This window comes from Psychromonas arctica (genome assembly GCF_038155225.1).
GTDB lineage: Bacteria > Pseudomonadota > Gammaproteobacteria > Enterobacterales > Psychromonadaceae > Psychromonas > Psychromonas arctica_B.
On sequence record NZ_JBAKBA010000007.1, the window covers coordinates 82,385 to 94,978 of the forward strand.

The following is a 12,594-nucleotide window of genomic DNA, read 5'->3' on the forward strand; positions in this document are numbered from 1 at the left end:
TTGACTATAAAATAATTTAAATGGTGCGTTACTTTAACGCACCATTATCTCCTAATAAGGCATAAACAGCTTCTGCAATTAAGCGGTAACCTTGGGCATTAGGATGTATTGTATCACTGCGTAATGAAGATTCCTTTAAAACACCTTTTATAATGTCATTTTCTAATGGGATATTATATTGCTCTGCAAGTTCTTGATATTGTTTAATATCAGGCAAGAATAAAGACGCGCCCGGTACTGAAATAAGTACGACTTGTATGTCTCTGCTTTGCGCTATTTCAATCATCTGAGCTAGATTTTCTTTCATATTGTCTAAGTTTTGCTTTTTAAGCACATCATTACCACCATGACATAGAAGCAATAGTTGTGGTTGATGTTCATCTAATAAAGCACCTAAACGTTGCAGTCCTTGTTTACTTTTCTCGCCACTGATCCCGGCATTGATTACTTCCATGTTTAAGAGTTGACTAAGTTGTTCTGGATAACTTTGTGCTGTAGCTGCACCGTATCCATAAGTTAAGCTATCTCCAAAGGCTAATATAGGTTGTTGGTTATTAAGAGGAGTAAGCTGCTCTGAGTTACCACAAGCCATCAATAGAAGAGTAAGAACGATAGAAAGCAATTTTTTCATTAATGAGTACCTCGTAATAATCATTTAATTAACCCTTTGTATACATCAGGTAGGCTCATTAGCGTTAATGAAGTATTGATAAAGGTATTATAAATTATGGGCAAAAAAAAGCGTACTTTACAGTACGCTATCTATTAATAAGCTTTTCATAATACTTAAAGCTAATGATTAATCATCTAAAATACCAAGAATACTAAGTAAGTGTACAAAGATATTGAAGATATTTAGGTATAAAGAAACAGTTGCACGAATGTAGTTTGTTTCGCCACCGTTAATAATACGGCTTGTATCAACTAAAATTAGACCAGACATGATCATAACAACAACGCTGCTGATGACTAACTGTAGCATTGGAATTTGTAAGAAGATGTTTGCGATGATTGCTACAATCACAGCAATCATACCAGCCATTAAAAAGCCGCTCATGAATGAGAAGTCTTTACGTGTAGTTAATACATATGCAGATAAAGCAAAGAAGATAATCGCAGTTGTACCTAATGCTTGCATGATTAACGCAGGACCGTTTGCCATGGTTAAGTAGTGGTTTAACATATTTCCAAGAGATGCTCCCATCACACCTGTAAACATGAATACCCAGAATAACCCTTTACTAGAGTCTGCCGTTTTTGAAACAACAAACAAAAGGCCAAATCCAACTAGCATTAAAACTAATGATGCTATTGGTCCAATACCAACCATCGTCGCAATAGTTGCAGTAACAGCACTAAACGCAAGTGTCATGCCTAATAACATATACGTATTTTTTAATACTTTGTTAATTGAAACGCCAACACCTTGGGTGTTAGTGTTAATTGAAGAATTCATAATGTACTCCAGTTGATGAATTATAATTAACAACATCATAACATCAGATTTTAGCTTGTGCAGTGTTTTTGTTTTAGATAATAAGATAGTTGTGATTTTTATCGGATGATTGTGATATTGCTTGTTTTAGAAAGAGTTAGGATCAAGTTAATGCTTATAATAAGAGGATTATTGGGAGACTAAAAACAAAAAAAGGCACATAAAGTGCCTTTTATTATAGATATTTTATAAAAGAGCTTATTTAGCGCCTTCAATAATACCTACGAATTCTTCAATGATAAGTGCTGCACCGCCCACTAAACCACCATCAATGTCTGCTTGAGCAAATAGTTCTTTTGCACTGTTAGCTTTAACGCTACCGCCGTAAAGAATTTGCACTTTTTCTGCAACTACTTCACTTTGTGCTTTTAGCCAATTACGGATATGAGCATGAACTTCTTGTGCTTGCTCAGATGTTGCAACTTTACCAGTACCGATTGCCCAAACTGGTTCATAAGCAATCACTGAATTTTCAAGAGCGTCAATACCTGCTAGGTCAACAACTGCTTTAAGTTGAGTTTCTACAACAGCAAATGTTTTATCAGTTTCACGTTCTTCTAGTGTTTCACCAATACATAAAACAGGTACTAAACCATTTTCTTGAATTGCTACGAATTTAGCTGCAACAACAGTATCAGTTTCGTTATGGTATTGACGACGCTCAGAGTGACCTACTAAGCTGTATTTAGCGCCAAACTCTTTAACCATTACTGGCGAAGTTTCACCTGTAAATGCGCCAGCAACATTCGTGCTTACATCTTGCGCACCAAATTCAATGCTGCTGTTTGTAGTTAGGTTCGCAACTTGCTCAATGAAAATAGCTGGCGGACATACAGCTACTTCAACGTTAGTCGCAGCGTCTGCAGCACTTTCAATGCCTTTAATTAGCGTAGAAACTGATTCTTTTGTACCGTTTAGTTTCCAGTTACCCATTACAAGAGGTGTTCTCATGTTTGACTCCATTGTTTTATTAAATTGAATGCTTTTCTGATGTTTTGGTAATTATAAATTACTTCACTTACCATTACTTGATCTATCCGAGTAAATTATCTGTTATCTACTCTAAATACAAGCAAGCGTTGACTGAAAGTCTTATATTTATTGTGTTCAATCAATTATCTATTAATTTACTTCAGTAAATTGCACTGCTGACTGTTGTTTGTAAAAATCATTGTTTAAATCTTCGTCAATTACTGCTGGTTGAGCAAAAGACTCTTTATCAAACGCAAGATCGCCACCATCAATAATACCCGAGTCTTTAGTGATAGATTTAAAGTCGTATAAACTCGTATCTGCTAAATGTGAAGGCACCACATTTTGTATCGCAGTAAACATGGTTTCTAATCGACCTGGATATTTAACATCCCATTCATTTAACATGTCTTTAGTTAATTGGCGTTGTAAGTTAGGCTGAGAGCCACATAGGTTACAAGGAATGATAGGAAACTGTTGTAATTTGGCAAAAGCTTCAATATCTTTTTCTTTACAGTATGCAAGAGGGCGGATAACAACATGTTCGCCATTATCTGATACTAACTTTGCTGGCATTGATTTCATTTTTCCTGCAAAGAATAGATTCAGCATCATAGTCGCCAACATATCATCGCGGTGATGGCCTAATGCAATTTTAGTTGCCCCTAGTTCTTTGGCTGTTTTATATAAAATGCCTCTACGTAAACGAGAACAAAGGCTACATGTCGTTTTACCTGGCTCTAGCTTTTCTTTCACAATACTGTAAGTGTCTTGCTCAACTATTTTATAATCGACGCCAAGTTGGTCAAGGTATTCGGGTAAGATATGTTCAGGAAAACCTGGTTGTTTTTGGTCTAGATTAACGGCAATAATATCAAAATTGATCGGCGCTACTTTCTTTAATTGACTCAATATCTCCAATAAAGTGTAACTATCTTTCCCACCGGATAAACAAACCATGATTTTATCGCCATCTTCGATCATATTGTAATCTGCGATAGCTTGACCGGTTTGTCTGCGCAACACTTTATTTAATTTTTTGAGATCGAATTGTTCTTTTTCTGAAAGTTGTTGCGTCATGATAGGCCTTGTTTAGAGATAGTAAAAACAAGGCGCATTGTATAAAAAGTGGGGAGTAGATGTAAAGAGCTGACTAATGCCAATCAGTATAAATAGCATATCTATTTTATTGTTTAAAATAATTTATCTATGCGATGTAATTAGTATTGTGTTCGTTGATTTATTTTATGAAACTAATCAAAAACCTTCATTCAATCAGTAGAAGTCAATTTATAACTCTGTCGGACGTGCTATTAAAAACCCTTGTACGCCGTCAATGTACATACTTTCTAGTATTTGTCTCTGTTCTGGACTTTCTATTCCTTCTGCGATGACTTGACATTCCATTCGCTGTGCAACGTCAATGATCATACGTATAAATTGTTGGTTTGAACTATCATGTTCAAGGTCTGCAATTAAGCTTGCATCGATTTTTATATAATCTGGTTTTAATTCTTTAAATAAACTAAATGAACCGATACCTTTGCCAAAATTACAAATAATAGAGTGACTACCGACTCTTTTCAGCATATCAAAAAAGCGTTTACTAGAAGCTAAATTGCTGTCTAGTAACTTCTCTTGTATTTCGAAAAATAATGAACATGCAATATCTGGTTCTCTTAATAACAAACGCTCTAACCAAATAACGAAACTACTATTTTGTATCGCAGTTGAGCTTAAATTGATTCCCCAACGTGTATTTGGTTTGGCTTTACGTCTGTAATTAGAAATGACTTTTTCAAGAATTAACTTCTCAAGTTTGATAATCGTATCTGTTCTTTGCGCCATTGAAAAAATAGTACTCGTTGGAATAGTGTTATCATTCTCTCCAATGAATCGAGTGAATATTTCTTGGTAACCTTTCATATTGCGATGTACTGCTTGAACGGGCTGCTGTAAAAAAGAAAATGAACGTTTTTCCATGATATCCATAATCACTGTACGCCAATACTTCTCGCCTACTTCAAATTCTTGATTGTTATTTTTACTGTCTTCAAATGCCCAGGCATTCGAACCACTAATTTGTGCTTTAGCTAATGCTATATCTGTACGAGCTAATACATGTTCAGGTAATTGGTTAGATGAAATTAATGTTACACCATTAAAAGCAACACTTTCTAAATCATTGATAGATTGGTATTGATCGAATTTTACCTTTAGTTCATTACTCAATTTTTGTGCATTAGTAATACTCATCTCATGCGCTATAATGGCAAAATCTGAACCGCTGATTCGAAATACATTTATATTTTTAAATTTGCTCGCTACTTCGCGAATAATATTGGCGATACTGAGTACATATTCATCACCCTGTTGTGAACCTCGGCTAATATTAACTGCAGATAACTCAAATATTCTTATAATAGACAGTATTGCATGTTGTTGTTCATACTCATTGGATAAAAATTGTGTTAATTCTTTACGAAATGCATGTCGGTTATTCAACCCCGTCAAATTATCTTTGTTGGCTTGGTTGGTTAATTTAGTGATTTTTTCATCTTTTAATTGGAGCTGTATTTCAGATAGATGCTTTTTATCTTCTAAGTGCTTTGATACGGTTATAAAAGGTGATTTTTTAGCTTTATTATTGATAATCTCACCAACAATAGTGAGTTCAATGTATTTCAGTAATTTAAAATAAATAATATTGCAGAATAAAAAGGTTAGAAATAATCCACCAAGTATAGATAATATTATGTATTCATATAATTGGTACAGATTAGTGTTAGCTGCTGAATATTCAATAATTTGGTTGGTGCTTTCAGATACTTCTAGTGAATTTTCTATTGGTAATAAATTCTGCAGTAACAAGTCAATATCTGACTCATTACTAAATATTAATGGAGATGGAAGTTGTTCATTACTTATTTTGATATGATTAAATTTACGAATATCGACTGCTTCAGTAAGCTGATTTAAAGATGTAATATTAACTAAAGAAGCTAATTGTTCATTTTCACTTAATAATTTCTGTTGCTCTATTAAACTAGGATTAAACATTGCTTTAATACCTACAATTAATGCAAGTGCAACAATAATGAAAAATAGACTAGAGGCCCAAAGGCTGTGTTTGAAATTATTCAAGTAGGGTGCCTCTTGGTGTGGTTAGATCCTAAAGTAGTTGATTAACTGTTTTGTGTCTTAGCTTTTATCAATTAACTTAGTTTATATTAACTTACTTGACTTTATCAGTGATAGTTAAGTTTTATTTTTCTTAAAATTTACAATTGGTTACAAATAATATTTTTATTTTATTTCAATTAATAGCAAACAGATTAATCGAAGTAAAGATTGGTAATTGTAGCCACAATAATAAGTAAAGTATCATTTTTTATGATTATTTTGTCAACTATAAGTTACTTTCTGTAATCCGGTTGATGCGTTAATAGTAAATATTTTGTTTGTTCTTGCTGTGGATCCTCGCAAATAGTTTCAGTTGAACCTTTTTCTATAATTTTACCTTGGTGTAATACCATTATCTGATCACTCATATGTTTTACCAAATGCATGTTATGAGCTACAAAAATATAGCTTGTACCCTTAATTTTTTGAATATTAAGTAATAAATTAACGATTTTAAATCTTAGCGATATATCTAATGTTGTTAAAATTTCATCTGCTAGAATGATATCAGGATCTAATATCATCGCACGCGCAATGGCTACTTGATGTTTTTGTACGCTTGATAACATATTAGGAAAGAAGGCTAAGTAATCGGGTAATAAACCAACCAATTTAAGTGTTTCAATAATTTTTTGAGAGCGTTCTTTCGCATTCTTGTTGGTATTTAACTCTAATGGAGCGTTTAAGATTTTTCCCACGGTCATTTTAGGATTCAATGAACTGCTTGGATCTTGGAAAATCATGCGAAGAGATAAGCAACGTTGTTGAGAACTAAGTGACTCTAGAGGTTGACCTTTTATAAAAATCTCACCAGAAGTTGCTTTCAAAACACCTGCAATGGTTCTAACTAACGCACTTTTGCCTGAACCACTTTCTCCTACAATTGCTAATGTTTGTCCTGCTTCTATCGTAAAACTAACTGGGCCATAGGCTACTTTTTCACGTGTAGTGAATAAACCTGAAGGTTGCTTAAAGCTTTTACAAAGATTGGTTACTTTTAATAATGACGGCATAATTAGCTCAGTTTAATTGGGTAATGACAGCGAAAACTATGACCTTTTTTGATCGTTAAAGTAGGGTTTTTAACACAAATACGTTGTGCTCTAGGGCACCTTGGGCCTAATCGACAGCCTATAGGTAGTTGATTTGAAGAAGGAATATTACCCGGTAATGTATAAAGTTGAGCTTTATGTTCATAAATTTCTTCATTATTTATCATTGTTTTGAGCATCGCTTGAGTATAAGGGTGCATCGCTGAACCCATAATTTGCTTATATGAACCAGACTCAACTGTTTGGCCACAATAAACTAACGTCATATAATCAGATATACCACTTGTATTAGCAAAATTGTTACTCAAAATTAACAAAGTTGTATTATTAAGTTGATTTAGTTTATACAGCAAACGAAATATTTGTGACTGTGTGACTGCTTCCATCGACGTTGTTGGTTCATCTGCAATAATTAATCGAGGGTTGTTTGCAATCGCCATTGCAATCATTACCTTTTGACATACGCCTTCAGATAATTGATGTGGATAACAATTTAAAACCGCCACATCATTTTGAATACCCACTTTATGTAGTAATTCTTTAATTTGTAAACGTCTTGACGAGATATGCACACGTTTTATTTTACTTAAAATACGTCTAAAGCGTTGTTGCATTGTTTTTTTTGGTAAGACTGATTCTATTTGGGTATGTATTTTTTGGCTCGGATCTAGGTACGAGCTAGGCTCCTGAAAAATCATTGATATTTCGGTACCGAGGATCTGACGACGTTCTTTTTGTGATAGCTTTGATAGGTCTGTTTTACCTAAAAACATGCGATCAGCGGTGACAGTCCAGTTGCTATTATGTAAACCTAGTATGGCTTTCGCAATGAGTGTTTTTCCAGAACCTGATTCACCAATTAAACCATGTATAGAGCCATCGACAATATTTAATGATGCTTTATCAATAACACGAATTTTGCCCTGTGCAGTATCTATATCAATACTTAAGTTTCTGATATCTAATAAAGCCATTACTCTTCCCCTTCAATAACAGCATGGCGAAGACCTTCTGCAAAAACATTTACAATAATTATCACAAGAAAAATAACTAAACCAGGAAAAGTCACTAACCAAGGAGATAGATAGATAAGTTCCATACTATTGGCAATTAATGAACCTAATTCTGTTTGTGGTAATTGAGCGCCAAACCCTAAAAAGCCTAATGTCGCAATTTCAATAATAGACATTGTAAATAAACGGTTAAGAATAGTAATGGTGGGCTCTAAAATATTAGGTAAAATACCATAGCGAAAGAGTCGTGTTTTTGTTGCTCCGTCTAATTGCAATGCGACAATATATTGTTTACTCAATTCTTGCTCAATAACGATATAACTGGCTCGTATAAATTGAGGTAATAGTGATAGTCCAATAGCAATTAAACAATTCGAATAACTAGGTCCAAAAATCGTTATTAAGATGAATGCGGAAAGTAAAGAAGGGATCGCTAGCAGTGCATCTAATAAATGGTGTAAAACACTGGCTTTAACACCTTTAGTTAAGGCTGCGCCTGCTCCGATGACCATTCCTAACAATGCGACAAAAAAAGTAATGGTTAATGCACCACCCAAAGTGAACTGTAAACCATGAAATAAACGAGATAGAGTGTCTCTTCCTAAATCATCAGTCCCAAGTACATGGTTTATATTACCACCTTCGGCCCAATAGGGAGGCAGAAGCATACTTTCAGGATCTTGTGCTAAAGGGGAGTGAGGCATAAACCAAGGAGAGAAAATAGAAGTCATTATTAATATAATCATCAGCCACATTGCAACGACAGCAATACTTTTGCCTTTAAAAATAGCCCAAATGTAACGTAATGGAGATTGAATTTTATCTTCATTGAACCCGTTATTTATCAACATATAACGAACCTCTTCTTAGTGGGCTAATGATAACCATAAAGACCTCTGTGGCAATACTGAACATTAAAATAAAACCTGTGATGATAAGCATGCCAGCAGGAAGTACTAAGTAATCCCCTGATTTTAAGGAAGTAAAAAGCCACTTCCCAATACCATTTAGGTTAAATACAATTTCAATGGTCATTGCAAAGGAAATAATGGTACTTAATTGTAAACGTAATTGAGGAATAATCGGTGGTAATGCATTTTTGATTGCATGAGTAAAAACGATTTTAGTTCTTGAAAAGCCTTTAGCGTAAGCGGTTTGTATATAGTTACTGCGCATCACCATGGTCATCGAGTGACGAGTCAAACGGACTATTTCGGCTACTAAGAAAAAAGATAAAACCAAAGCCGGTAATATTAAATGAGCCACGCGATCAATAAATGCAAAAAAACCGTACTGTTGAGTTACTAATAAAGTATCAATTAATAAAAAACCACTGACGACAGGGATATCATATACTAAGCTTAAATTACCATCGACTGGTAAAATATCACCCCCTATACTTGGTAACAATACTGCCATAACCCCGACCCAAAAGACGGGTAATGCAAGTCCAATGATCGCAATAGTCATGATTATGTAGTCAAGTTTTGTATTTCTGAATAATCCCGCAAGTAGTCCAAGTGGGATAGCTATTAGGTTTGAGAATAATAAAGCGATAAAACATAACTCTAATGTTGACGCAAAAAAGATAAGCCCGCGTTTCAATAAACCTTGTTGATCAATCGTGGAATAACCCAAATTACCACTCAAAATTTGCCATAAATATGAAAAATATTGTAAAACAAAATTTCCTTGGTCTAATTTTTCAGTCGCATGATTAATAGTTACCGTGCGATCAATCATAAAAGCGATAATAGTTAAAATAAACGCAGTGATTAATAGTAGGTTTAAACGTCTTATTAAAAATGACAGCATATTAATTCAAATCTTGTTTAATGGCATTTTGAAAATTAATGCCGGTTAATGGATTCACTTCTACATTCAAAATCGATTTGGAAATAGCATCTAATCTTAAAACGTGTGCAATAGGTAGGTAAGGGCGTTCCTTAAAAACGTCATCTTGAATGTGGTAATAATTTTTTATTCGTTGTGCAAAGTTAGATTCAGTCAATGATTGATCTAATAATACCTGGGTATTAATAGAACACCAATTACTACTATTACCTGTATCTGGAGTCGAGTTACAACTTAATAAAGGTCTGAAAATACTATCAGGATCGTTAATATGGACATTTATGCCAGTTAAGTAGGTATCATAATCGCCACTGTGTAATTTATTTTTTATTGCTGTTTCGCTTAAATTGTTGATGCTGCTCTTAACGCCAATAGCAGATAAATTAGCTTGAATTAATTCAGCTGTTTTATGGAAGTTAGGATTAAATACATCTGCTCCGTTTGGTAATAAAATACGCAATGTTTGTGTAAAGTCAAAATCTAACCTTTGTAAGGTTTGCTCTGCTTGTTCTGGGTTATACAAATCATTATCAAAACGAGGCTTCAACGCCCATGATTGTTTGCTTAACAATGTTTCTGTTTGAATTGCGCTTTGGAAATAAACCGCATTTAAAATTGTTTCGGTATCTATCGCTTGAGCTAAAGCTTGTCTAACTTGCGCATCTTTTAATTTATCTTGTTTAGTATTAAATGCCCACAGTGAAATATTAGCAGTGGATTTACTATTTAAAGTGATTTTTTTATTTTGACTGATCGTTTCCAACTGGCTGGCTGCAGGGTATGAAATTGCATCACATTCACCCGATAATAATTTGGTATAACGTTTTGTTGCACTTGGGTTAGTAAAGAAAATTAAGTTTTCAATATTGGTCATTGATTGCCAATACAATGCATTTTTTGTATAGCGTATAGTGCCGTTATTATCAAAACTCTTAAATTTAAATGGCCCAGTACCAATAGGCTGAAAGTCTATTTTCTCTGGATGTCCTTCTTTTAATAATTGTTTACCATATTCTTTAGAGTGAATAACTGCGTAGTGTGCGGCTAAATTAGCTAGCAAAGTTACATCTGGTTTTGATAGAACAAACTCAACAGTATGGTCATCAATTTTATTTATTGCTGATAACAAATCAGTAAAAGGGTGATTATAAAAATAATTAGCCGCTTGATTATTAACGGTGTGATAAGGATGCATTACATCTCGCATACGATTAAAGCTGAACAATACATCGTCAGCATTTAAGAACCTTGTTGGTTTAAAGTAATCTGTATTATGAAAACTAATATTGTTACGTAATGTAAAGCGGTATCGGAGTTTATCATCGCTACGTTCCCAGCTTTTTGCTAGATCAGGTACAAATTCATTAGTTTTAGAGTCAATCTTGACCAATCGGCTAAAGATTTGATGTGTTGTTGCATCTAAGCTGGCGATATCGTCACTTATTTGAGGATTAAATGACGCTGGCTGACTATCTGTACAGTAGATAAGCGTATTTTGTGTCAGCGCTTTATTTTGGTAACAACCACTGAGGCTGGCAATTAAGAACAATAAGCATATTAAACGCATAGTGTTTGCTATTCCATTAGGGTAATAAGGTTAATTTAACATTTGATAAGCTGAAATAAAATATTAAATATCAGAAGGATAGGTTAACTCTGTTATTTAATGAAACTAACACAACAAATGCATGACAGTTGAGTTAATTATAATCTAATTTACGCAGTATTTGATAGCATAGCATAATTGCAATTAAAGCAAATACAACACTACCTAATGCTTGTCCTATCAGTATTCCTTGTGCGCCATAATAATAGGCGCCAATACTCACAAATGGGATAGTACCTAAGGACAATTTAGCGAGGTTAAGCATGCTGGCTAACTTCGGGTATCCAACATTATTCAAAAATGACATCGCGACTAAATTCATGGCTACAAAAATAAAACTAATACTAATGTATTGGCAGAAAAATCGAATCATAATGGCAGCCCCATTCTGCGCATTAAATAATGTAACCAAATATTCTTGCAATAAAGAAAGTACCAAAGCTAACACAAACACATATTTAATAATAAAATTAAGAGATTGATTTAATGTTGTTCTGACGCGTTTGAATTGCGTTGCTCCAACATTTTGGCTAATGATTGGGCCAATGGCACCGGGCATTGCAAATAACATCATAAAAACAACAGGTATTAATCTACTAATAATCGCCCAACCAGCGACAAAGCTTGTCCCGTATTTAGCTATTTCATAGGTAATGAAGAGTTGGCTAAGAGGTGTTGCAACTTGGGTTAGAGAAACTGGAATAGCTACCTTAAAAATAAATTGACTATGCTTTTTAATATCGACTAATCCAATTCTTGTTATAAACCTAGCTTTGACCAATAAATAATATATTGCCAGTAATAACATTGTACTTTTAGCAATTAAAGAAGCGAAAGCAGCCCCTTTAAGGTCAAGTTCAAAATAAAAAATGAATAAAGGGTCAAGTATAATATTCACCACACCAGCAGTGATGGTGCAGTACATGCCTAATTTAGCTTTACCTAGCGAACGTAATGTTGCATTTATTTGCATGCCTAGTGCAACAATGGGGGTAGCAATAAGGGTAATGTTTAAATAATCTTTTGCTGATTGTAACTCGTTTCCTTGGGCACCTAATAACGTTAATAATGTATTAGCATTATTAAAAATAATAAAACTAACCAACAAGCTAATAGTAAAAGTGATCATATAACAGGTCATTGCTGCTTGTTTAGCCTGTTGATACTGTTGCTGACCAATCAGTCTTGCTACAACTACTGAATTTGCAATCATCATGGCGATAGTTAGAGAGGTGGTAAAAAACAGAATAGCAGCAGCGTATGCAATTGCTGATAAAAGTAGAGGTTGATTTAATAAACTAATAAAGTAAATATCGACCAGATCAACGACAAAAAAGACACTTAATCCAATAACATTGGTAAGTGCCATCTTTATAATATGTTCGGAGAGATCACCTTGTGTAAATTTAGCAGTTAACG

At 34.0% G+C, this 12,594-nt stretch carries 11 protein-coding genes; all 11 read right to left on the reverse strand.

Translation table 11 applies throughout. The features are described from left to right. Window positions 1–28: 28 nt before the first annotated feature. Window positions 29–631 carry an arylesterase gene (locus V6255_RS04725; protein WP_341627097.1) on the reverse strand — a complete coding sequence of 201 codons (603 nt, stop codon included), beginning with the start codon at window positions 629–631 and terminating at the stop codon, window positions 29–31. A gap of 168 nt (window positions 632–799) precedes the next feature. Further along, window positions 800–1,456 (reverse strand): Bax inhibitor-1/YccA family protein, encoded by a 657-nt coding sequence (locus tag V6255_RS04730; protein WP_341627098.1) that lies wholly within the window; start codon window positions 1,454–1,456, stop codon window positions 800–802. A 237-nt stretch (window positions 1,457–1,693) separates the two neighbouring features. Next, window positions 1,694–2,446, reverse strand: a complete 753-nt coding sequence (gene tpiA / locus V6255_RS04735; RefSeq protein WP_160061360.1) for a triose-phosphate isomerase — start codon at window positions 2,444–2,446, stop codon at window positions 1,694–1,696. Window positions 2,447–2,617: 171 nt separating this feature from the next. After that, entirely contained in the window at window positions 2,618–3,547 is a 930-nt protein-coding gene (gene ttcA, locus V6255_RS04740) for a tRNA 2-thiocytidine(32) synthetase TtcA (protein ID WP_341627099.1), read from the reverse strand. Window positions 3,548–3,757: 210 nt separating this feature from the next. After that, a complete protein-coding gene (locus tag V6255_RS04745; RefSeq protein ID WP_341627100.1) occupies window positions 3,758–5,611 on the reverse strand; it encodes a GGDEF domain-containing protein in 1,854 nt (617 codons plus the stop codon). A gap of 272 nt (window positions 5,612–5,883) precedes the next feature. Beyond that, window positions 5,884–6,666 (reverse strand): ATP-binding cassette domain-containing protein, encoded by a 783-nt coding sequence (locus tag V6255_RS04750; RefSeq protein WP_425355904.1) that lies wholly within the window; start codon window positions 6,664–6,666, stop codon window positions 5,884–5,886. Beyond that, the gene (locus V6255_RS04755; protein WP_341627102.1) at window positions 6,666–7,676 is read right to left on the reverse strand and encodes an oligopeptide/dipeptide ABC transporter ATP-binding protein; all 1,011 of its coding nucleotides are present in this window, start codon (window positions 7,674–7,676) and stop codon (window positions 6,666–6,668) included. Before V6255_RS04755 ends, V6255_RS04750 begins: the two co-directional genes overlap by 1 nt. Then, window positions 7,676–8,566, reverse strand: coding sequence for an ABC transporter permease subunit (locus V6255_RS04760; RefSeq protein WP_341627103.1), 891 nt, complete (start codon window positions 8,564–8,566; stop codon window positions 7,676–7,678). Before V6255_RS04760 ends, V6255_RS04755 begins: the two co-directional genes overlap by 1 nt. Beyond that, window positions 8,553–9,530 (reverse strand): ABC transporter permease subunit, encoded by a 978-nt coding sequence (locus V6255_RS04765; protein WP_341627104.1) that lies wholly within the window; start codon window positions 9,528–9,530, stop codon window positions 8,553–8,555. Before V6255_RS04765 ends, V6255_RS04760 begins: the two co-directional genes overlap by 14 nt. A 1-nt stretch (window position 9,531) precedes the next feature. Further along, a complete protein-coding gene (locus V6255_RS04770; protein WP_341627105.1) occupies window positions 9,532–11,136 on the reverse strand; it encodes an ABC transporter substrate-binding protein in 1,605 nt (534 codons plus the stop codon). Window positions 11,137–11,269: 133 nt separating this feature from the next. Further along, a complete protein-coding gene (locus V6255_RS04775; protein ID WP_341627106.1) occupies window positions 11,270–12,544 on the reverse strand; it encodes an MATE family efflux transporter in 1,275 nt (424 codons plus the stop codon). Between the last annotated feature and the right edge of the window lie 50 nt (window positions 12,545–12,594).